A 23,364-nucleotide genomic window follows, 5' to 3' on the forward strand; every position below is an offset into this window, starting at 1 on the left:
GGCATGACGTCCCTACCCGCCCACACGCCGTATGACGGCTCGTCGAAACTCTTCACCATCGGGCTGAAGCCGCTCGACCCCGCGGACTGGATCGAGGTAGACGGCCATTTGCTGCCCTACCTCGCCGAAAAGCGCCGGCTCTATGCCGAAATCCCCGAACGAGTCTTTGTCGAGCAGGACGGTACGCGCGACGCCCAGCAGGAAGTGCTCGAATTGCTCGGCGCTTACCTGCCGGAAAGATTTCCCGACACCCACCGGCGCAGCGATGCAGGCGTTGCGGTCGTGGGTGCGACGAGCCGTCCCACGATCCCCTCCAGCCTCGCCGGCGCCCCCCTCGTCGCGGCCTCGCTGCTGGTCCAGGAAGACCTGATCCTCATGCGGCGGGGCGAAGACGGCTGGCGGCTCGCCGCGGGTTCGCTGTGCTTTCCCTCGTCCTGGTCGCTTGTCGAAAAATTCGGCAAGCCGCTGCAGCAGATCCACGAGCCGGTGCCGGGCTTCGGCCCAGGCACAAGGCCGGCCGATGTGATCAACCGGATGTTCGATGGCCTGCAGGGCCAGGCTGTCGAACGTTACAATTGGTCGATCCAATCAGGCGATGCACTCTACCATCCGCTGTCCAATATCGAGCGCATCGACCGGGCCACCAGCCGGCCGACGCGTTTCCTCGACAGTGACGTGAAGACGCACGCCTTCATCCGGGTCGAGCGTCAGACGCTGCGCAAACTGCCCGCCTCACGCGACATCCTGTTCACCATCCGCATCCATCTTGACCCGCTCGCCGTGCTGGCGCGGCACCCGGACCGGGCGACGCTGGCAGCGTCCTTTGCCGCGCAGCTCGAAGCGCTCGATGTCGCCCAGCTCGACTACAAGGGCCTGACATCGGATCGCGATCGGCTGATCGCTGTCCTTAACCACATGGCCAAGCACGCGTAGTCGCTGGTTGGCGCTTTTCGCTGGTTTGTGACAATGATCTGTGATGTAGCGCATGGCCGTTGGGCGAAAATGCCCGGCTTTTGCACGCAGTTGTCCAGCTTTTGCAGGCGGTTGCCCAGCTTTTGGACGGAGTTGAAGGAGTGCCCGATAAAATGGCGAATGAAAACTGGCCCGTTTACGGTGAGATCACCGGCCCCGTGGTGATGATCGGCTTCGGCTCGATCGGACGCGGAACGCTGCCGCTCATCGAGCGCCATTTCAAGTTCGACAAGTCGCGCATGACAGTCCTCGACCCCCGCGATGCCGATCGCAAGCTGCTCGACGAGCGTGGCATCGCCTTCGTCCAGGAAGCGGTGACCGAGAAGAACTACAAGAAGCTTTTGACCCCGCTTCTGACCAATGGCGGCGGCCAGGGCTTTTGCGTCAACCTGTCGGTCGATACCGGCTCGGTGGACCTGATGCGGCTCTGCCGCAAGCTCGGAGTGCTCTATATCGACACCGTCGTCGAGCCTTGGCTTGGCTTCTATTTCGACGCCAAGGCCGATAATGCCAGCCGCACCAACTATGCGTTGCGCGAGGCGCTGATCAAGGAAAAGCACGACAAGCCGGGTGGCGCCACCGCGATATCGACCTGCGGCGCCAATCCCGGCATGGTGTCGTGGTTCGTGAAGCAGGCGCTGGTCAACCTCGCTACCGATCTTGGCATGGAATTCTCCGAGCCCGCGCAGGACGACCGCGAGGGCTGGGCCAAGCTGATGAAGAAGGCCGGCGTCAAGGGCATCCACATCGCCGAGCGCGACACCCAGCGCACCAAGAAGCCCAAGCCGATGGATGTGTTCTGGAACACCTGGTCGGTCGAGGGCTTCATCTCCGAGGGGTTGCAGCCAGCCGAGCTCGGCTGGGGCACGCATGAGACCTGGATGCCCAAGAACGGCAAGAAGCACAAGCATGGCTCCAAGGCCGCGATCTACCTGGAGCAGCCCGGCGCCAACACCCGCGTGCGCTCCTGGTGCCCGACGCCGGGACCGCAATATGGCCTGCTGGTGACGCACAACGAGGCGATCTCGATCGCCGATTTCTTCACCGTGCGCTCCAAGAAGGGCAAGGTTCAATACCGCCCGACCTGCCACTACGCCTACCATCCCTGCAACGATGCGATGCTGTCGCTGGACGAGATGTTCGGTGCGGCCGGCAAGCCGCAACCGGTGCACCACGTGCTCGACGAGAACGAACTGGTCGACGGTGTCGACGAACTCGGCGTCCTGCTCTACGGCCATGACAAGAATGCCTACTGGTACGGTTCGCAGCTGTCGCTCGCCGAAGCGCGCAAGCTGGCCCCCTACCAGAACGCCACCGGCATGCAGGTCACCTCGGCTGTCCTGGCCGGCATGGTCTGGGCACTGGAAAATCCCGCCGCCGGCATCGTCGAGGCCGACGAGATGGATTACAAACGCTGCCTGGACGTGCAGTCGCCCTATCTCGGACCGGTCAAGGGCTATTATACCGACTGGACGCCGCTCGACAGACGCCCGGGCCTCTTCCCGGAGGACCTCGACCGAAGCGACCCGTGGCAATTCCGCAACATCCTCGTCCGATAGCAGCACCCGGACCATGCGCCATTGCCTTGCAATCGCCCGGAAATCGGGCGATTGAAGGGAGGCGGCCTGGGGTGGCGATGTGCGTCCGTTGAACGCTTAAGGCATACCCCGGCACTTTGGACGTTCGCGTCAATTCCCAGAAATCGGCCCGATTTGTGGGACGGCGCGTTTGGAGAGGATTTCATATGACGATTGCGCGCAAAGTTCTTTCGACGGGCCTGGCGGGCGCCCTTGCCTCGATGCTTGCTGCCTGTGCCACCAGCGGCCCAGATACGCCGCCCATGGCCGCCGCCCCGAAAGGGGTCGAAGGTTCCTGGATCGATGCCAAGGGCACTGGCCTGTCGACCTTCACCGGCGGCACCTTTACGACCGTCGCCACCGACACGGGACAGAAGCTTGCCGATGGCAGCTATACGATGACCGGCGCCACTTCGGTGCAGATCAACGGCACCTCACTGATCCGCCAAACCCCGGTAAGCTTCAATTGCCTGATGGTGTCGACCAGCCAGCTCAACTGCACCAGCTCCGCCGGCCAGAATTTCGTGCTGACGCGGCGCACCTGAACTCGGCGAACATTCCAGTCACAAAGGACGGCGGCCCCTCGGTCGCCGTTCTTTTTTGTGCCGGCAATAGCCCGGGTTTCGCGCCTGGAGATACCGCCGCATTTCCGCTTGCGTCGGCCCGAACGCGATGGGAACATGATCGAAACGCTGGCTGTAATACCAGTCGAGCAAGGGCGCCAGACGCCTCTGATCAGCCTACCGGGAGACGAAGATGAAGAAGCTTGCCGCCATTGCCGCCCTTTCCGCGTCGACGCTTGGCCTGTCGGCCGGCGCATCCTTTGCCGACTACACACTGAACGTCCTGCACATCAATGACTGGCACAGCCGCATCGAAGGCAACAACAAATACGAATCGACCTGCTCGGCCGAGGAGGAGACCAAGGGCGAATGCATCGGCGGCGCCGGCCGGCTGATCACCGTCATTGCCCAGGAACGCAAGAAGCTGGAGGGCCAGAACGTGTTGCTGCTCAGCGCCGGCGACAATTTCCAGGGTTCGCTGTTCTACACGACATACAAGGGCAAGGTCGAAGGCGAGTTCCTCAATGACATGAAGTTCGACGCCATGGCACTCGGCAACCATGAATTCGACGACGGCGAGGCGGCGCTGGCGCCGTTTCTCGACATGATCAAGTTCCCGGTGCTCGGCGCCAACGTCAAGGCCAACGCGCAGTCCAAGCTCGGCGACCGCGTCAAGCCGTCGATCGTCGTCGAGGTCGGTGGACAGAAGATCGGCATCATCGGCGCCGTCACCAACGACACGCCCGAACTCGCCTCCCCTGGCCCCAACATCCAAATCGAGGACGACGTCAAGTCGATCACGGCCGAGGTCGAGAAACTCAAGGGAGAAGGCGTCAACAAGATCATCGCCGTGACACATATCGGGTACAACAGGGAGCGCGACGTCATTGCCAAGATCCCTGGCATCGACATCGTGGTCGGCGGCCACAGCCACACGCTTCTGTCCAATACCGATCCGAAGGCGGCTGGCCCCTACCCGACCATGGTCGACAACCCCGGCGGCTACAAGGTGCCGGTGGTGCAGGCGGCGTCCTATTCGAAATATCTCGGCGAGTTCAAGGTGGTGTTCGACGACAATGGGGTCGTCAAATCGGCAAGCGGCGACCCGATCTATCTCGACAAATCGATCACGCCGGACCCAGCCGCGCTCGCCCGCATCAAGGAGCTTGGCGCGCCGATCNGATCGAGGCCTTGAAGAACAAGGAAGTGGCCGAGACCACCGACGTCATCGACGGCAGCCGCGAAAGCTGCCGCGCCAAGGAATGTGCGATGGGCAACCTCGTCTCCGACGCCATCCTCGACCGGGTCAAGGGACAGGGCGTCGAGGTCGTCATTTCCAACGGTGGCGGCCTGCGCGCCTCCATCGACAAGGGCACCGTCACCATGGGCGAGGTGCTGACCGTGCTGCCGTTCCAGAACACGCTGGCGACCTTCCAGATTTCTGGCAAGGACCTGGTCGCCGGCCTCGAAGGCGGCCTCAGCCAGATCGAGGACGGCGCCGGCCGCTTCCCGCAGGTGGCGGGCCTCAAATACTCCTTCGACAGATCGGTCGCGCCCAATGCCGGCCGCGTCAAGTCGGTGGAGGTGATGGAGAACGGCGTCTGGACGCCGATCAATCCGAACAAGGATTATCTGGTCGCCACCAACAACTATGTCCGCCAGGGCGGCGACGGCTACAAGGTCTTCGCCGAAAAGGCCAAGAACGCCTATGATTACGGCCCTGGCCTCGAACAGGTCGTGGCCGACTATCTCGGCGCGCACCGGCCCTATACGCCGAAGCTCGATGGCCGCATCACCGAGATCGCCGCGACGACAGCGGCAGCTCCCCCCGCCGAACCAACCAAGCCTGCCGAACCAGCAAAGCCCGCGCAGACCGCAGCGCCGGCGCCGGCCCCGGCTGCTAAACCGGCTGCACCGGCCATGCCGGAATTGCCTGCCAACTCAGGCGATATCGCCAACACGCCGCCGGCCATATCGACGGAAAACGCGCCTGCACCACCGGCTCCGCCGGCACCTGACGAACCGGCGAAGCCTGCCAAGACCGCTCCCGCGCCGGCCACTCCTGCCCCGGCGACGCCCGCGCCCGCCGAGCCGGCAAAGCCCGCTGAAGCCGCGCCAGCTACCGGCGGCCATGTCGTCGTGACTGGCGATACGTACTGGGCTCTGGCGAAGAAGGCCTATGGCGATGCGACCAAGTGGAAGCTCATTTATGAGGCGAACAAGGGGCAAAAACCGCATCGGCTTATGCCGGGCGCGACACTGAACATCCCGGCGAAGTAATTTCGCCAGTTCCGCCACATCGCCCGCCCGGGGGAACCGGACGGGTTTATAATTCTATGGCCTAATGCATGTCGCCCGGACGTGTCCTCCGGGACCACGATATGCACAAATCAGAAGCTTACGGCAGGCCGGGCGAATCCTATCCGCCGCGACATGCTGCAAGGTGCGGCCAGACGCGGCATTGAAAGCTCCTGCAGGATGGTTAGGTTCACGTCTCGGAGACCAATATGCCGCTTTCCACTATTGTCGATCCCAAAGCCGCGAAAGCCCCTGGTCCACGGCCGGTCGGGCATCCGCCAGTCACGACCGGCAAGGTAGGGGTCATGCTGGTCAATCTTGGAACACCAGACGGCACCGAGTTCAGGCCGATGTGGCGTTATCTCAGGGAGTTCCTGTCCGATCCACGCGTTATCGAGCTCAACAAGGCGATCTGGTATCCGATCCTCTATGGGCTCGTGCTGACCACGCGACCGAAGAAGTCGGGCGCCAACTACGCCAGGATCTGGAATCGGGAGAAGAACGAGTCGCCTTTGCGAACCTATACCCGCGCACAAGGCGAAAAACTGGCCGAGGCACTACGCGATCTGCCCAACGTGGTCGTCGACTGGGCGATGCGCTACGGCAACCCTTCGACGTCGAGCGTCGCCGAAAGGCTGGTCGCGCAAGGCTGCGACCGCATCCTTTCGTTCCCGCTCTATCCGCAATATTCGGCGACGACGACCGCCACCGCAAACGACCAGCTGTTTCGCGCCTTGATGAAGATGCGGGCAGCACCTGCCGTCCGCGGCGTGCCGCCCTATTATGATGAACCTGTCTACATCGAGGCGCTGGCCAATTCGATCGAACGGCACCTGGCGACCCTGGATTTCCAGCCGGAGGTGATCATCGCCTCCTATCACGGCATTCCAAAACCCTATTTCGAGAAGGGCGATCCCTATCATTGCCATTGCCTGAAGACGACGCGGCTGCTGCGCGACAGGCTCGGCTGGGACGAAAGAAAACTGATCACCACCTTCCAATCACGCTTCGGGGCGCAAGAATGGCTGCAGCCCTACACCGACAAGACCGTGGAGAAACTGGCCAAGGACGGTGTCAAGTCGATCGCCATCGTCAATCCGGGGTTTTCCGTCGACTGCATCGAAACACTGGATGAGATTGGCCGCGAAGCGGCCGAGACCTTCCACCACGCCGGCGGCAAGAACTTCGCCCACATACCATGCCTCAACGACAGCCCGGAAGGCATGGCGGTGATCGAAGCGATGGTACGGCGCGAACTGTCTGGCTGGGCCTGACACCGGAACAACACCAGCTCCGGAGCGTTGAGCAGCGCCTCCGGGGAATCCGATGCTCCGCAAACTTGACCTCAGCACTGGCCGGCCCGTCTGGTCCGCCTATCGGGCGCCCGCGGTGCCGACTGGCAGTTTGACCCGGGACGTCAAGACCGATGTGCTGATCGTCGGCATGGGCATCAGCGGCGCCATGATGGCCGAGGCGCTGACAGCCGACGCTCACGCGGTGATCTGCATCGACCGGCGTGGGCCGCTGAAAGGATCGACGGCGGCAACCACCGCGCTTGTGCAATTCGAGATCGACCAGCCGCTTTCAACGCTCTCGGGGATGATCGGCAAGAGCCAGGCACGGCAGGCCTGGCGACGCTCGCGGCTGGCCGTTTCCAATCTTGCCGCCCGCATCGCCGAACTCGGTATCAACTGCGGCATGAGCCGCACCCAATCGCTCTATCTGGCTGGCACCGTGCTCGGCCCATCGGAACTCCGGGAGGAAGCCGAGGCGCGGCAGATGGCCGGCATCGGCGCGACCTATCTTACATCGGCGCCACTGGCGGAAGCATTCGGCATCGACCGCGGTGGCGCCATCCTGAGCCATGGCAACATCGCGCTCGACCCGCGCAAGCTGACGGCAGGGCTGCTGCTCAAGGCGCTGGAGCGCCAGGCACGCTTTTACGCTCCCGTAGAAGCGACGGCGATCGAGGGCAGCGCCGATGAGGTGGTCGTGGCAACCACGNATCCTGAGCCATGGCAACATCGCGCTCGACCCGCGCAAGCTGACGGCAGGGCTGCTGCTCAAGGCGCTGGAGCGCAAGGCACGCTTTTACGCTCCCGTAGAAGCGACGGCGATCGAGGGCAGCGCCGATGAGGTGGTCGTGGCAACCACGGGCGGGCCCACCATCACGGCACGGCATGTTGTCCTGGCCACCGGTTACGAGCTGATCGACATCGTGCCGGCGGCCGCTCACCGGGTCATCTCGACATGGGCGATTGCGACATGTCCACAACCACGGAAGCTCTGGCCGGGCGCGGCGTTCATCTGGGAGGCGTCGGATCCCTACCTCTATGTCAGGGCAACCGCCGATGGCCGGGTCATCTGCGGCGGCGAGGACGAGGAATTCCTCGACGAGACGCGGCGCGATAAACTGATCGCCGACAAGAGCGCCTGCATTGCCGCAAAACTCGACCTGATGTTTCCGCACCTCGACGTCAGGCCCGAATTTGCCTGGACCGGCTCCTTCGGCACCACGACCACCGGCCTTCCCTACATCGGCGCTCTTCCCAGGCACCCGCGCATCCACGCCGTGATGGGTTATGGCGGCAACGGCATCACCTTCTCGCGGATCGCCGCCGAGATCGTCTCGGCTTCGATCGACGGGCTTGAAGACACGGATGCAAGCATGTTTGCCTTCAACCGCTGAGTGCATACCCACAAACAATCCCTCATCACCTGATTGTAACGCTCCTGAAACACACTTAAGTCTTTGGTGAAGCCGGTTGCGCGGGAATGGCTCGCGCGGCCTGCTTCTGAGGGAGGGCCAGATGGATTTCAGTGGTTTCGATATTGCGGTCGTTGTTCTGGTGGCGCTTGTCGTACTGGTGCTGTTCAAGGGCATCAAGACAATCCCACAAGGATACAACTATACCGTCGAACGCTTTGGTCGTTACACCAAGACACTGAGCCCCGGCCTGAACCTCATCTTTCCGTTCGTCGATCGCATCGGCGCCAAGATGAACATGATGGAACAGGTGCTCGACGTTCCGAGCCAGGAGATCATCACCCGCGACAATGCCATTGTCGGTGTCGACGGCATCGCTTTCTACCAGATCCTCAATGCGGCACAGGCCGCCTATCAGGTTGCCGGCCTGCAGAACGCCATCCTCAACCTGACGATGACCAACATCCGTACCGTCATGGGTTCGATGGACCTCGATGAGCTGTTGTCGAACCGCGACGCCATCAACGAGCGCTTGCTGCGCGTCGTCGACGAGGCCGCGCATCCGTGGGGCATCAAGATCACCCGCGTCGAGATCAAGGACATCAACCCGCCCGCCAACCTGATCGAATCGATGGGCCGCCAGATGACCGCCGAGCGCAACAAGCGCGCGCAGATCCTGGCCGCCGAAGGCCTCAAGCAGTCGCAGATCCTCGAAGCCGAGGGCCGCAAGGAAGCCGCCTTCCGCGACGCCGAGGCGCGCGAACGCTCCGCCGAGGCGGAAGCCCGCGCCACCCAGGTGGTGTCGGAAGCGATCTCCAAGGGCGACGTCCAGGCACTGAACTACTTCGTCGCCCAGAAATATACCGAAGCGCTGGGCAAGATCGGCACCGCCACCAACAGCAAGATCGTGCTGATGCCCTTCGAGGCGTCGTCGCTGATCGGCTCACTCGGCGGTATCGGCGAAATCGCCAAGGAAGTCTTTCGCAGCGAAGGCACGACCGGCGCGCAAAGGCAGGCAGCACGTCCGCCTGTCGTCAGGCCCTCCGACAACTGAGATAGGCCACTCTCATGATCGACCGCATCGTTTCTGAACTCGGGCCGTGGAACTGGATGGTTCTGGGCTTCGTGCTCCTGGTGGTAGAGGTCATCGCACCGGGTTTCTTCATGCTTTGGATCGGGATCGCCGCTCTGATCGTCGGCGCGGTGTCGCTGCTGATCTGGGATGTCGCTATCTGGACATGGCAGGTCCAGGTGTTGCTATTCCTCGTGCTGTCGCTGNCGCTGCTGATCTGGGATGTCGCTATCTGGACATGGCAGGTCCAGGTGTTGCTATTCCTCGTGCTGTCGCTGCTTTCAGCCTTTGTCGGCAAGAAACTCATGGGCGGACACGACCAGCCAACCGATCAGCCGCTGCTCAATCGCCGTGGCGCCCAGATGGTCGGCAGGATGGCGACGCTCGCCGAACCGATCCGCGACGGCCGTGGCCGCATCAAGCTAGGCGACACGCTGTGGCGTGTCTCCGGCCCCGATCTGCCCGCCGGCACTCAGGTGCGTGTGACAAGCGCTGCGGACACGGACCTGGAACTGACGGTGGAACAGGTCCGAGCCTCCTGATGGCGCAAGCGCACAAGGCGTTGAGATTCAGGTCAGGCCGAGGCTAGAATGATGCATTTCGGGGTCGCTCTTGCGACGAGCGGGCGGACATTGAGTCCCTGAGCACCGGGCTACGCCGGCCGAAGCCTTCGCTACCACGATCCTTCATGAGTGCTTCGGCCCGCGCAGGCCGGAAGCGCAGAAAGCCTTCGTTCGCAGGTCGGCCCCACCTGAAGATCAATACCTTAGGCAGCGCCGATGCGCAGCAGGTCGTGAAAATGCACCACGCCCAGCGGCATGTTGTTCCTGGTCACCACCAGCGCACCGACATTGTACTCGTTGAGCAGCGCGATCGCAGTGCCTGCAAGCGTCTGCGGGTCGACGGTCTTGGGTGTGCGGGTCATCACCTCGTCGACGATGACGTCGGCCAGGTTGCGGTGCAGGTTACGCGCGACATCGCCGTCGGTGATGATCCCGGCCAGTTCGCCTTTAGCGTCGACGATCAGCACGCAGCCGACCTTCTTCTGCGACAGTGTCATCACCGCTTCCGGCATCTTGGTGCCGAGCGAAGCCAGCGGCATCTGCTCGCCGACACGCATGATCTCGGAGACCATGGTCAGGTTGGCGCCGAGCTGGCCGCCGGGATGGAAGGTGCGGAAATGGTCCGGCGTGAAGCCGCGCGCCTCGAGCAGCGCTATCGCCAGTGCATCGCCGATGACCAGTTGCAGCAGCGTCGACGTCGTCGGCGCCAGGCCATGCGGGCAGGCTTCCGGGGTGCGCGGCAAAAGCAGCACGACGTCGGCCGCGCGCGCCAGCGCCGAGGTTTCGCCGGAGGTGATGGCAATGAGCGGAATGGAGAAGCGCCTGGAATAGGCGACGATGCCCATCATCTCCTTGCTCTCGCCCGACCACGAGATCGCGATGATGGCGTCGTCCCTGGCGATCATGCCGAGATCGCCATGATTGGCCTCGACGGGATGGACGAAGAAGGCCGGCGTGCCGGTCGAGGCCAGCGTCGCGGCGATCTTCGAACCGATATGGCCGCTTTTGCCGACACCGGTGACGATGAGCCGGCCCTCGATCTTCGAGATCATCTCGACGGCCTGGGCAAAGGGTGCCGCCAGTCCGTTCTCAAGCGCCTCGGCAAGGGCCGCAATCCCCGCCTGTTCGGTTGTTACCGTTCTCAGAGCCGATTCGATCGACGCTTGCCTGTCCAGAGGCTTCTTATCGAGAGANCTGTTCGGTTGTTACCGTTCTCAGAGCCGATTCGATCGACGCTTGCCTGTCCAGAGGCTTCTTATCGAGAGAGCTCGCATGCATGGATGATGCGATTAGCGCTTTGCCGCCCGCCTGTCCAACGGAAATGGCCTCTGCATGACGGCCGGATGTGCGCGGTCGTCGGGGACGACGACAAGGATCAAAATAGAAGGCAGGATGCGGACCCGCATTGTCGCCCGCGGAAATACGCGTTTGGAGCCAGTGGCGCGCGCGGCCTCAACCCTCCGTTAACCATCCCCATTTACGGTTCGGTAAGTATGGCGCGCGTGCGCCGCGCAAGCAGTGGTGGCGATGTCCGGGGTCCAGCCAGAAAAATTGAGAGGGCGACAGGGCAACGCGATCTGCGCCTTGCTGCTGGCGACCAGCGTCCTTGCCTTGCTGCGCCCTGCGCCACTCCATGCCCAGGAAACGGAACTGCGCGGAGAAGTGTCGGAATCGGCGATCCTGTCCGACCAGCAGCGCAAGGCGAGAAACCTGGTTCTTGCCCAGCAAGCGGCGGCCAACGCTGCCGCGCAGGACAATGCGCCGGCGCGAACGTATCTGCCGGCCAGCGCCGGCGCCGTTCCTGACGACGCGGACGCCGCGAACTCGACCACCAGCGTCTTCGACCCGCCCCAGGCCAGCGACGACGCCTCCGCCGACGCACCCACGCCACCCAAGCCACGCCGCGCTTCGGCCGCCAGGCAGAATGCGGCCGACAAGGCAAAGGACAAGGTCGCCGACAGAAAGAAGAAGAAAAAGAGCACCACGGCGGCTACGGACCCAACCACCACCGCCACGACGGCCGCGACGGACGACACCGGCGATAACGCGGCGGATCAGGAAGCGGCCAATCGCCGTGCACTCACCATCGACAGTGTGGACAAGCAGAAACTCGACGCTGGCGCCGAGCGCACGGCTGCAATCGAGGGCCTGAACAAGAAACCCGAGGACGATCCGTTCGCNGCCACCGGCGTCAAATGGGGCTCCTTCATCATCCGGCCGACCATCGAACAGGGGCTGACGGCGACGACGAACGGCGATTCGAGCAGTGTGGGCACATCGGCTCTGCTGTCCGAGACGGCGCTGCGCTTTACCGCCGCTTCCGACTGGCGTGAAAACTCCGCGACCATCGACGGCTACGGAATTTTCCGTGAAACCGTGTCGGGCTACCCGGTTCACGATGCCCAAGGCCGCATCGAAGGCCAGCTCGATGTCGACCTCGACCATGAATTGCGCGCCATCGCCAAGCTCGGCTACGAAGCCGTGCCGGAATCCGCGTCCTCGCCCGATGCCATCGCCGGCGTCAGTACCCAGCCGCTGCGGCAGACCATCGACGGCAGCATCGGCGTCGAAAAGGCCGTCGGCAAGATGCAGTACACGTTGACCGGGGCGGTCTCGCACGACTTCTACGGTGACGCCAAGCTCTCTGACGGCACTTCGCTGTCGCAGAAAGATCAGGACAACACGCTCTACACTGCAACCTTGCGCACCGGCTACGAGATTTCCCCGGCGCTCACGCCCTTCACCGAGATCGAGGTCGGCCGCCGGGCGTACGACCAGCGCATCGACAATGAAGGCTTCGAGCGCTCCTCGACGCGTCTTGGCGCCCGCGCCGGCCTTCAACTCGAACTGGGTGAGAAGCTGTCGGGCGAATTCTCGGCCGGTTGGCTCAGGGAGGCGATCGACGATAACAGCCTGGAAGCGATTTCGGGGGCCACTCTCAATGCCGACCTCAAATGGTCGCCGCAGCGCGGCACCACTATCGGCTTGACCGGCAAGACCACCGTCGAGACCACGACCACATCGGGCGAAAGCGGCGATATCCTCTACTCCGGACGCTTGACGGGCGAGCGCGTGATCCGATCCGATCTTACCGCGAATGCGGCCTTGGGCCTGGATTGGCGCGANCACCACTATCGGCTTGACCGGCAAGACCACCGTCGAGACCACGACCACATCGGGCGAAAGCGGCGACATCCTCTACTCCGGACGCTTGACGGGCGAGCGCGTGATCCGATCCGATCTTACCGCGAATGCGGCCTTGGGCCTGGATTGGCGCGACTATGTCGGCATTGACGGCCACGACAGGATCTTGAGCGCCGAGGCCGGGCTGACCTGGTGGCTGAACCGCTATGCGGGCCTCACCAGCCGGGTAAGGACCGAAAAGCTGACCAGCAATCTGCCCGGCCGCGACTACACCGCCAACAGCATCTTCGTCGGGGTGAAAGTGCAGCGTTGAAGGCGTGCGCCAAGGCATGTCGAGGTTCAGGTCAGGCCGAGTCGAGAATGGCTGATACCGAGAACCGGAGCGGAGCGTACTTTGAGTACGTGAGCACAGTTGTACTGCGACGCAGTAGAACTGGGAATCGTACGAGCGGCCATTCGCAGGCCGGCATCACCTGAATATCGGCATACTCTAAAAGGCTGCCCCGCGCCGTTCTGATGGCTTCATCTCGTCGAGCAGCGTGCGGATGACGCCGGCCATGCTCTGGTTCATGTCGCTGCGCCACAGCGCGAAAGCGACATTGGCCTCGACGAAACCTTCCGGCGAACCGCAATCAAAGGTGCGGCCCTTATAATGGTAGCCGTAGAAGGCCTGCTGCTTCTCCAGCTTCAGCATCGCGTCGGTGAGCTGGATCTCGTTCCCGGCGCCCTTTTCCTGGCCTTCCAGAATTCCAAAGATCTCGGGCTGCAGGATGTAGCGGCCGTTGATGTATAGATTGGACGGCGCGGTACCCGACTTCGGCTTCTCGACCATTTCGGTGATGCGGAAGCCGTGATGCGTGTCTTCGCCGCGTCCGACGATGCCGTATTTATGAGCCTCCGCCGGGTCGCATTCCTGCACGGCGATGATGTTGTTGCCGGTCTCCTCGTAGAGCTCGACCATCGCCTTCGTGCAGCTCTTTTCCGACTGCATGATCATGTCGGGCAATAACAGGGCGAACGGCTCGTCGCCGACCAGTTCGCGCGCGCACCAGACCGCATGGCCAAGACCCATCGGCACCTGCTGGCGGGTGAAGCTGGTCTGTCCCGGTGCCGGCTGCAGCCGCTGCAGCCGGGCAAGCTGCTCGTCCTTGCCGCGCTGTGCCAGCGTGTCATAGAGTTCGAACTGGATATCGAAATGGTCCTCGATGACCGCCTTGTTGCGGCCCGTGACGAAGATGAAATGCTCGATGCCAGCCTCGCGCGCCTCATCGACGACATACTGGATGACTGGCCTGTCGACGACGGTCAGCATCTCCTTGGGAACAGCCTTGGTGGCCGGGAGAAACCGCGTACCGAGACCGGCGACCGGGAAAACTGCCTTGCGAACTCTCTTCATACTTTCAATTATCCGTTTGCTGGCCAGCTCCGCAATCCCCGTCCCCCGACATTTTCGCGCCGGGATTGAAGATTAGTGGGGCGGCTGAGGGAAACTCCCACCGGTTAAAGCATCGAGGTGTCTTTTCGTTCCAGNCGACGCCTATGGTAAACTAATTCCTAACCCGGTTCGGCGATGAATGGTCTTTCCTAGGACAGAGAAGGAGGAAAAGATGTCCGTTCGCAATGCCGCAAAACGTTTCGCCAGCGTCATGACGGCGGCCAGCCTTTCGCTCGCTTTGCTTGTCCCCACCGGGCCGGCCTTCGCCGACGCCGGTTTCCGGCAATGGGTCGCGGGCTTCCGTGCCACCGCCGTGGCGGGTGGCGTTTCCGGCGCCGTCTACGACCAGGCTTTCCGGGGCATCAACGAGCCCGATCCGGTGGTACTGGAGAAGGCCCGCACCCAGCCCGAATTCACCGCGCCTGCCTGGGATTATTTCGACAACCGCGTCCATGACCAGTCCGTCGCCGTCGGACGGCAGATGGCGAAGAAATGGAAGCCTTGGCTGGACAAGATCGAGGCAAGATTCGGCGTCGACCGCTACGTTCTCCTGGCCATCTGGTCGATGGAATCGAACTATGGCGAAATTCTCAAGCGCGACGACATCATGCGCAACGTCATCCGTTCGCTGGCGACTTTGGGTTATGGCGACGCGAAACGGTCGAAATACGCCCGCACCCAGCTGGTCGCGGCGCTGAAGATCCTGCAAACCGGCGATATCGACGAGAGCCACCTGATGGGCTCCTGGGCGGGCGCCATGGGCCAGACCCAGTTCATCCCGACCAGTTACCAGCATTATGCCGTCGACATGGACGGCAATGGCAAGCGCGACATCTGGAATTCCGTCCCCGATGCGCTGGCGACATCAGCCAATTTGCTCAAGAAGAATGGCTGGCAGGCCGGCAAGACCTGGGGCTACGAAGTCACCTTGCCGGCCGGCAAACTTCCCGCCGGGTCGAAGACGCTGGCGCAATGGCAGGCGCTCGGCGTGGGCCGCGCCAGCGGCAAGCCGTTCAAGAACCTCACCGACAAGGCGACGCTGAAAGTGCCGGACGGTCGTGGCGGGCCGGCCTTCCTGATGGTCAGGAATTTTTCGGTCATCAAGGCCTACAACAATGCCGACAAATACGCGCTCGCCGTCGGTCTGCTTGCCGATGAGATCGCCGGCGGCAGCGGCCTGGTCCAGGATTGGAACCGGCCTTTTACCAAGCTCAGCTTCGAGGAACGGCAGGAGTTGCAGAAGCGGCTTTCCCAGCACGGCCTTTATGACGGCAAATTCGACGGCAAGATCGGCGACGGCTCGAAGACCGCCATCATGGCTTATCAGGCCAAGGTTGGCTTGACCCAGGATGGCTATCCGAGCTTGGAAGTGCTGAAATGGCTCAGGCAGAAATAGAGCCTGACGAAGTTGAGTAGGGAGGGAGCGATTGGTTTGGCATACGCGCGTCGGGACGTTTGTTCGTCGCATGCCGGTGCTGATCCTGGCCATCGCCGTGCTCGCCATTGCCGTGGCCGGAGCCGTCCATGCCCCAGCCATGGCGCAAGAACAGCCGCAGCAGAGCCGGGGCTGGTCTTTGCGCGACCTTCTGTTTCCGCGCCGCGGCGAGCGGGTCGAGGCGCCGCAGGACATCCAGAAGGCGAAACCTAAGCCGAAGAAGAAACCTCGTGCGCCTCGCCTTACCGAGGAGCCGGCAGCGCCCGTGGTCGAAAAAGCGCCGGACGCCCGCACAGTCCTGGTGGTCGGCGACTTCATGGCGGCTGGCCTCGCCGAGGGGCTGGACGAAGCCTTCGCCGAGAATACCGGCGTCAGGATCGTTGTCCGCAGCAATGGCTCGTCAGGCTTCGTGCGCGATGATTTCTACAACTGGCCCGAACAGATCAAATCGCTGATCGACACCGAAAAACCCGCCGCGGTGGTCGTCATGCTGGGTTCGAACGACCGCCAGCAAATGAAGGTCGGCGACGTGCGCGAACAGCCCCGCTCCGAAAACTGGATCAAGGAATACGAGCGCCGCACCGATGAGCTCGGCAAGGCAATCGCCACCGCCAAGGTGCCTTTCCTGTGGGTCGGCATGCCGGCCTTCCGGGTGCCGAAGATGACCTCCGACATGCTGGCCTTCAACGACATCTACCACAAGGCGGCCGAAAGCCACGGCGGCGAATTCGTCGATGTCTGGGACGGCTTCGTCGACGAGAACGGCGCCTTCGTCACCTCTGGCCCCGACATGAACGGCCAGCCGGTGCGACTGCGCGCCGATGACGGCATCAACGTGTCCAAAGCCGGCAAGCGCAAGCTCGCCTTCTATACCGAAAAGCCACTGCTTAAGATCCTTGGACTGGCCGCGCCGGGAAGCGTGGCACCGACGACGGCGCCGGCGGGCGCACCGGTCGAGACCCCCGCTCCGGCGGCAGCGCCTATCGTCATCGATCGCACCCAACCCATGCTGCTCAGCGATCCCGCGCTCGACGGCGGCACAGAATTGCTCGGCGCCGCCCCGCCGCCGAAGGCCAATCCGGCTCTTCCTGGCGAAAGGCTGGTGATCGAGGGCAAGGCGCCGGAGGCTTCCCCAGGTCGCGCCGACGACTTTTCCCAGCCGCCCAAGGCAAGTCCGGCGACGGCGGCAGCGTCCGACACCACCACGGCGATCAGCCCTTAGCGCGGCAGGACGGTCGTCCCCATCAGCGCCTCGTCTATCGAGCGTGCCGCCTGGCGACCTTCGCGGATCGCCCAGACGACCAGCGACTGGCCGCGGCGAACGTCGCCCGCCGCGTAGAGCCGGTCGACGCTCGTACTGTAGTCGCGGTCATTGGCTTCGACATTCCTGGAACGGCGGCTGTCGGTGGTGATCTTCATTTCACCCTCGAGTTCCGCCGCAACGCCCGCCACCGCCGGGCCGGCAAAGCCGATGGCGATAAAGGCGAGATCCGCGCGGATGACGAATTCGGTGCCGGCGATCGGCTTGCGCTTGTCGTCGACCTCGCAGCACTTCACGCCCGTAAGCTGGCCTTCCTCGCCAATGAATTCGAGCGTCGCCACCTGGAATTCGCGTTCGGCGCCCTCGGCCTGCGAGGACGAGGTGCGCATCTTGGTCGCCCAGTAGGGCCAGACGGAGAGCTTGTCTTCCTTCTCGGGCGGCTGCGGACGGATGTCGAGCTGGGTGACGCGCACCGCGCCCTGGCGGAAGGCGGTGCCGACGCAGTCGGACGCGGTGTCGCCGCCACCGACGACGACGACATGCTGGCCACCGGCGATGATTGGATGCGACGGCCATGCCACCGACTGGATCGGCTCGCCGCCGACGCGGCGGTTCTGCTGCACCAGATAGGGCATCGCGTCATGCACGCCGCCAAGATCGTCGCCGGGAATGCCGGCAGCGCGCGGCGTTTCCGAACCGCCGCAATAGAGCACGGCGTCATATTCGGCGAGGAGTTCAGCCACGGGCTTGTCGACGCCGACATTGACGCCGCAATGGAAGGTGACGCCCTCGCCCTGCATCTGTTCGATGCGCCGGTCGATATATTGCTTCTCGATTTTAAAGTCGGGAATGCCGTAGCGCATCAACCCGCCGGGGCGGCTCTCGCGCTCATAGACGTGGACGTCGTGACCGGCGCGGCCAAGCTGCTGGGCGGCCGCCATGCCGGCCGGGCCGGAGCCGATGATGGCGACCCGCTTGCCGGTCTTCTTCTCCGGCGGATAGGGCCTGATATGGCCGGTCTCGTAAGCCTTGTCCGCGATCGCCTGCTCCACCGTCTTGATGGCGACCGGAATGTCCTCGAGGTTCAGCGTGCAGGCTTCCTCGCAAGGCGCGGGGCAGATGCGGCCGGTGAACTCCGGGAAATTGTTGGTCGAGTGCAAGTTGCGGATCGCGTTGTCCCAGTCCCTGTTGTAGACGAGGTCGTTCCAGTCGGGGATCTGGTTATGGATCGGGCAGCCCGTTGGCCCATGGCAGAACGGAATGCCGCAATCCATGCAGCGCGCGGCCTGTTTCTCGACCTCCTTGTCCGACATCGGCAGCGTGAATTCACGGAAATGCCGGATGCGGTCGGAGGCCGGCTGGTACTTGTGCACCTGCCGGTCGATTTCGAGAAAGCCTGTTACCTTGCCCATAGTCCAGTTCCTGCTGTCCAGATGGTGCGGTTTTCGCCGCACCCGTTAACCTCTTGAGGCAGCCGTGGCAACCTTGAGCCCGAGGTCAAACAGTCGATGAAGGGGGCCGGGAAGCCTGGGCTCCCCGGCAATTCTCAAATCTATTCGGCCGCGACGCCCATGCGCATGCGTTCCATCTCGATCAGCGCGCGGCGGTATTCGACCGGCATGATCTTGCGGAATTTCGGCCGGAAAATCGTCCAGTCGTCGAGTATCTCGCGGCCGCGCACCGAACCCGTGTAGTGCACGTGGTTCGAGATCAGCTGGTAGAGCCGTTCTTCGTCATGACTGGTCATATCGCCGGACACGTCGACGCGGCCCTTGTGGTCGAGATCGCCGCCATGGTGCAGCAGCTTTTCCATCAGATCATCTTCTTCCGGGACTGGCTCCAACTCGACCATGGCCATGTTGCAGCGCTCGGCGAAATCACCTGCTTCGTCCAGCACATAGGCGACACCGCCCGACATGCCGGCGGCAAAGTTGCGGCCGGTTTTGCCAATGACGACGACGACGCCGCCCGTCATGTATTCGCAGCCATGGTCGCCGACGCCCTCGACGACGGCGGCCACGCCCGAATTGCGCACCGCGAAGCGCTCGCCGGCAACGCCGGCGAAATAGGCCTCGCCCTCGGTCGCGCCATAGAGCACCGTATTGCCGACGATGATGGAGTCGGCCGCGACGATCCTTGCCTCTTCCGGTGGCCGGATGACGATGCGCCCGCCCGACAGGCCCTTGCCGACATAGTCATTGGCGGCGCCGACGAGTTCGAACGAGATGCCACGTGCCAGGAAGGCGGCGAAGGACTGGCCGGCCGTGCCGGTGAGTTTTACCTGGATCGTGTCCTCGCGCAGGCCCTTGTGCTTGAAGCGCTTGGCGACCTCGCCCGACAGCATGGCGCCCGTCGAACGGTCGACATTGCGGATGTCGACCTCGATCTTGACCGGTTGCTTGGTCTCCAGCGCGGGCTTGGCCAGTTCGATCAGCTTGCGGTCGAGCACCTCGTCGATCGGATGCTTCTGCCGTTCGGTCCAATGCACCGCGTCATGCGGCGCATCGGGCTTGTAGAACATCTTCGAGAAATCGAGGCCGCGCGCCTTCCAGTGCTGGATCACGTCGCGCTTTTCCAGAAGGTCGGCGTCGCCGATGATCTGGTCGATATGCGTGAAGCCCATTTCGGCGAGCAGCGCCCGCACCTCTTCCGCCACGTAGAAGAAGAAGTTGATGACGTGCTCGGGCGTGCCCTTGAAGCGCTTGCGCAGCACCGGATCCTGCGTCGCGACGCCGACCGGGCAGGTGTTGAGATGGCATTTGCGCATCATGATGCAGCCGGCCGCGATCAAAGGCGCGGTCGAAAAGCCGAACTCGTCGGCGCCGAGCAGCGCGCCGATGATGACGTCGCGGCCGGTGCGCAGACCGCCGTCGACCTGCAGCGCCACGCGCGAGCGCAGGCCGTTCAGCACCAGCGTCTGGTGCGTTTCGGCAAGACCCATTTCCCACGGGCTGCCGGCATGCTTGAGCGAGGTCAGCGGCGACGCACCGGTGCCGCCATCATAGCCAGAGATGGTGATGTGGTCGGCGCGCGCCTTTGCAACGCCGGCCGCGACAGTGCCTACACCAACCTCCGACACCAGCTTGACCGAGACGTCGGCCGCCGGATTGACGTTCTTCAGATCGTAGATCAGCTGCGCCAGATCCTCGATCGAATAGATGTCGTGGTGCGGCGGCGGCGAGATCAGGCCGACGCCCGGCGTCGAATGCCGAACCTTGGCGATGGTTGCGTCGACCTTGTGGCCGGGCAACTGGCCGCCCTCGCCAGGCTTGGCGCCTTGCGCGACCTTGATCTGCATCATGTCGGAGTTGACGAGATATTCCGCGGTCACGCCGAACCGTCCCGATGCGACCTGCTTGATCGCCGAACGTTCGGGGTTCTTGCCGCCACCTGGCAGCGGCAGATAGCGATCAGCCTCTTCGCCACCCTCGCCAGTGTTCGACTTGCCGCCGATCTGGTTCATGGCGCGCGCCAGCGTGGTGTGCGCTTCCCTGGAAATCGAGCCGAACGACATCGCCCCGGTCGAGAAGCGCTTGACGATGTCGGCCGCCGGCATGACGTCGTCGAGTGCGACCTTGGTGCGGCCGGTCTCATCCGCCAGCTTGATCTTGAACAGGCCGCGTATGGTCTGGGCGCGGGCCGTCTCGCTGTCGATCTGCGCCGAATAGTCCTTGAACGTCTCCCACGATCCCTGGCGCACGGCGTGCTGCAATGTGGCGACCGCGTCGGGCGACCACATATGCGCCTCGCCGCGCATGCGGAACAGATATTCGCCGCCGACCTCGAGGCTATTGCGCAGCACCGGATCACTGCCGAAACCGTCCGTGTGACGGCTGACGGTTTCGCCTGCGACCTCATCCAGTCCGACGCCTTCGATCAGTGTCGCGGTGCCGGTGAAGTATTGCTGCACGAAATCGGTCTTCAGCCCGATGGCATCGAAGATCTGCGCGCCGCAATAGGACTGATAGGTCGAGATGCCCATCTTGGACATCACCTTGAGGATGCCCTTGCCGATCGACTTGATGTAGCGCGACACCACTTCGTAGGCGTCGACCTCCTCGGGCAGTTCGCCGCGCTTGTGCATGTCGAGCAAGGTGTCGAAGGCGAGATAGGGATTGATCGCTTCCGCGCCGTAGCCGGCAAGGCAGCAGAAATGATGCACCTCGCGCGGCTCGCCCGATTCGACGACCAGGCCGACCGCGGTGCGCAGCCCCTTGCGAATCAGATGGTGGTGCACGGCGGCCGTCGCCAGCAACGCCGGAATGGCGATGCGGTCCGGTCCGAGCTGGCGATCGGACAGGATGATGATGTTGTAGCCGCCGGCGACTGCCGCCTCCGCCCGCTCGCACAGTCGGTCGATGGCCCCCTGCATGCCGGCAGCACCCTCGCTCGACCCGTAGGTGATGTCGATCGTCTTGGTGTCGAAGCGGTCCTCGGTATGACCGATCGAGCGGATCTTCTCGAGATCGCCATTGGTCAGGATCGGCTGGCGCACTTCGAGCCGCTTGCGGCGCGAATTGCCGACCAGGTCGAAGATGTTCGGTCGCGGCCCGATGAACGACACCAGGCTCATCACCAGCTCCTCGCGGATCGGGTCGATCGGCGGGTTGGTGACCTGGGCGAAATTCTGCTTGAAATAGGTGTAGAGCAGCTTCGACTTGTCCGACATCGCCGAGATCGGCGTGTCGGTGCCCATCGAGCCCACGGCTTCCTGGCCGGTGGTCGCCATCGGCGACATCAATAGCTTGGTGTCTTCCTGGGTGTAGCCGAACGCCTGCTGGCGATCGAGCAGGCTGACGTCCCTGCGCAGTTCGCGCGGCTCGACCGGCTTCAGATCTTCGAGGATCAGCTGCGTGTTGGCGAGCCAGGTCTTGTAGGGATGCTTCGTCGCGATCTCCGACTTGATTTCCTCGTCGGGGACGATGCGGCCCTTGGCAAGGTCGATCAAAAGCATGCGGCCGGGCTGCAGCCGCCACTTCTGGACGATCTTCTCCTCCGGCACCGGCAGCACGCCGGCCTCGGAAGCCATGATGACGCGGTCGTCATCGGTGACGATGTAGCGTGCCGGGCGCAAGCCGTTGCGGTCCAGCGTGGCGCCGATCTGGCGTCCGTCGGTGAAGGCGACCGCCGCCGGCCCGTCCCAAGGCTCCATCAACGCGGCGTGGTATTCGTAGAAGGCCTTGCGATCGGCATCCATGAGCTTGTTGCCGGCCCACGCTTCCGGGATCAGCATCATCATGGCGTGGCTGAGGCTGTAGCCGCCCTGGAACAGAAACTCGAGCGCATTGTCGAAGCAGGCGGTATCGGACTGGCCGTCATAGGAGATCGGCCAGAGCTTCGAGATGTTGTTGCCGAACAGTTCGGAATCGACCGACGCCTGGCGCGCCGCCATCCAGTTGTTGTTGCCGCGCACCGTGTTGATCTCGCCATTATGGGCGACCATGCGGTAGGGATGCGCCAGCTTCCACGACGGGAAGGTGTTGGTCGAGAAGCGCTGGTGGACGAGGATCAGCGCGGTCTCAAAACGCGGGTCCTTGAGGTCCTTGTAGTAGGCCCCGACCTGATAAGCCAGGAACATGCCCTTGTAGACGATGGTGCGCGCCGACAGCGACACGCAGTAGGCGCCGATGTCCTTGTTGTCGTTCTCGGCGTAGATGCGGCCCGATATGACCTTGCGCAGCAGATAAAGTCTTGCCTCGTATTCCTCATCGTCGGTGATGTCGGCCGTACGGCCGATGAAGACCTGGCGGTGGAACGGCTCGGATGCGACGATGTCGGGCGCCTTCGATAGCGACGAATTGTCGACCGGCACGTCACGGAAACCGAGCAGCGGCAGCCCCTCGGACTGCGCCGATTCGGCGACGATCTCTTCGATATGTGCGCGAAGGGCCGCATCCTGCGGCATGAACCAGTGTCCGACGCCGTACTGGCCTACCGGTGGCAGTTCGATACCTTGGGCCGCCATCTCCTCACGGAAAAAAAGATCCGGAAGCTGTACCAGCACGCCGGCGCCATCGCCGACCAGCGGATCGGCGCCGACTGCGCCGCGATGCGTCAGGTTCTCGAGCACGGCAAGCCCGTCCTTGACGATCTGATGCGACTTCACGCCCTTCATGTTGACGATGAAGCCGACGCCGCAGGCGTCATGCTCGTTGCGCGGATCGTAGAGGCCCTGGGCGGTCAGGCCGCCGGCAGTCGCGCGATTTTTGGTGGAGGTATTTTTGACGGCAGCCGCTTTCGTCTGCGCGGCCTGGCCGTTCGTCGCAGAGAGCGTCAATTCCGTCATTGTCCTGTCCTCCATTCCAGCCCTTCAGGCGCTGGTTTGCCTCGGCAAGCG

General features: G+C 63.3%; 13 protein-coding genes and 4 pseudogenes. 13 read left to right on the forward strand and 4 right to left on the reverse strand.

Annotation, left to right across the window (positions count from 1 at the left end; translation table 11 throughout):
- The first annotated feature begins 3 nt into the window (after nucleotides 1–3).
- The 9 genes and pseudogenes from X742_RS164340 to X742_RS164315 all read left to right on the forward strand — a co-directional run bounded on the left by X742_RS164340 (nucleotide 4) and on the right by X742_RS164315 (nucleotide 9,731).
- Complete coding sequence (locus X742_RS164340) at nucleotides 4–933, forward strand: DUF3445 domain-containing protein (protein WP_023770498.1); 930 nt, start codon at nucleotides 4–6, stop codon at nucleotides 931–933.
- Nucleotides 934–1,085: 152 nt separating this feature from the next.
- Nucleotides 1,086–2,531 carry a homospermidine synthase gene (locus X742_RS164335; RefSeq protein WP_023770499.1) on the forward strand — a complete coding sequence of 482 codons (1,446 nt, stop codon included), beginning with the start codon at nucleotides 1,086–1,088 and terminating at the stop codon, nucleotides 2,529–2,531.
- A 185-nt stretch (nucleotides 2,532–2,716) separates the two neighbouring features.
- Entirely contained in the window at nucleotides 2,717–3,094 is a 378-nt protein-coding gene (locus tag X742_RS164330; protein ID WP_023770500.1) for a hypothetical protein, read from the forward strand.
- A 211-nt stretch (nucleotides 3,095–3,305) separates the two neighbouring features.
- A pseudogene (locus X742_RS01000000169645) lies at nucleotides 3,306–5,392 on the forward strand (5'-nucleotidase C-terminal domain-containing protein).
- A 227-nt stretch (nucleotides 5,393–5,619) separates the two neighbouring features.
- Complete coding sequence (gene hemH, locus X742_RS164325) at nucleotides 5,620–6,684, forward strand: ferrochelatase (protein WP_023770501.1); 1,065 nt, start codon at nucleotides 5,620–5,622, stop codon at nucleotides 6,682–6,684.
- Nucleotides 6,685–6,736: 52 nt separating this feature from the next.
- A pseudogene (locus tag X742_RS0135955) lies at nucleotides 6,737–7,411 on the forward strand (FAD-dependent oxidoreductase); the annotation flags it as partial.
- 4 nt (nucleotides 7,412–7,415) lie between these two features.
- Nucleotides 7,416–8,099, forward strand: a pseudogene (locus X742_RS0135960) (FAD-binding oxidoreductase); the annotation flags it as partial.
- Between the two features lie 121 nt (nucleotides 8,100–8,220).
- Entirely contained in the window at nucleotides 8,221–9,171 is a 951-nt protein-coding gene (locus X742_RS164320) for an SPFH domain-containing protein (protein ID WP_015315843.1), read from the forward strand.
- A gap of 14 nt (nucleotides 9,172–9,185) precedes the next feature.
- Nucleotides 9,186–9,731, forward strand: coding sequence for an NfeD family protein (locus X742_RS164315; RefSeq protein ID WP_023770502.1), 546 nt, complete (start codon nucleotides 9,186–9,188; stop codon nucleotides 9,729–9,731).
- A 224-nt stretch (nucleotides 9,732–9,955) separates the two neighbouring features.
- Here the strand turns inward: X742_RS164315 and X742_RS164310 are convergent, their stop codons facing one another.
- A complete protein-coding gene (locus tag X742_RS164310; RefSeq protein ID WP_031247677.1) occupies nucleotides 9,956–10,927 on the reverse strand; it encodes a KpsF/GutQ family sugar-phosphate isomerase in 972 nt (323 codons plus the stop codon).
- A 352-nt stretch (nucleotides 10,928–11,279) separates the two neighbouring features.
- Here X742_RS164310 and X742_RS0135965 point away from each other — a divergent pair, with 352 nt between their 5' ends.
- Both X742_RS0135965 and X742_RS1000000172090 read left to right on the forward strand, forming a co-directional pair.
- Nucleotides 11,280–13,046: an outer membrane beta-barrel protein gene (locus X742_RS0135965; protein WP_245275486.1), complete on the forward strand. Its 1,767-nt coding sequence runs from the start codon at nucleotides 11,280–11,282 to the stop codon at nucleotides 13,044–13,046.
- Nucleotides 12,934–13,209, forward strand: a pseudogene (locus X742_RS1000000172090) (outer membrane beta-barrel protein); the annotation flags it as partial. The gene X742_RS0135965 and the pseudogene X742_RS1000000172090, both read left to right, overlap by 113 nt.
- A gap of 177 nt (nucleotides 13,210–13,386) precedes the next feature.
- Here X742_RS1000000172090 and galU read toward each other — a convergent pair.
- Nucleotides 13,387–14,301 carry a UTP--glucose-1-phosphate uridylyltransferase GalU gene (gene galU / locus X742_RS164305; protein ID WP_031240044.1) on the reverse strand — a complete coding sequence of 305 codons (915 nt, stop codon included), beginning with the start codon at nucleotides 14,299–14,301 and terminating at the stop codon, nucleotides 13,387–13,389.
- Between the two features lie 202 nt (nucleotides 14,302–14,503).
- Between galU and X742_RS164300 the strand changes: the two genes are divergently transcribed.
- The gene (locus tag X742_RS164300) at nucleotides 14,504–15,727 is read left to right on the forward strand and encodes a lytic murein transglycosylase (RefSeq protein ID WP_023770506.1); all 1,224 of its coding nucleotides are present in this window, start codon (nucleotides 14,504–14,506) and stop codon (nucleotides 15,725–15,727) included.
- 70 nt (nucleotides 15,728–15,797) lie between these two features.
- Entirely contained in the window at nucleotides 15,798–16,988 is a 1,191-nt protein-coding gene (locus tag X742_RS164295; protein ID WP_084569478.1) for a DUF459 domain-containing protein, read from the forward strand.
- On the opposite strand, the gene X742_RS164290 is transcribed toward X742_RS164295, so the two are convergent.
- Nucleotides 16,985–18,439, reverse strand: a complete 1,455-nt coding sequence (locus X742_RS164290) for a glutamate synthase subunit beta (RefSeq protein WP_023770508.1) — start codon at nucleotides 18,437–18,439, stop codon at nucleotides 16,985–16,987. The two genes, X742_RS164295 and X742_RS164290, sit on opposite strands and share 4 nt — an antisense overlap.
- A 140-nt stretch (nucleotides 18,440–18,579) precedes the next feature.
- A complete protein-coding gene (gene gltB / locus X742_RS164285) occupies nucleotides 18,580–23,313 on the reverse strand; it encodes a glutamate synthase large subunit (RefSeq protein WP_023770509.1) in 4,734 nt (1,577 codons plus the stop codon).
- Nucleotides 23,314–23,364: the final 51 nt, after the last annotated feature.

This window comes from Mesorhizobium sp. LNHC229A00, assembly GCF_000502415.1.
Lineage (GTDB): Bacteria > Pseudomonadota > Alphaproteobacteria > Rhizobiales > Rhizobiaceae > Mesorhizobium.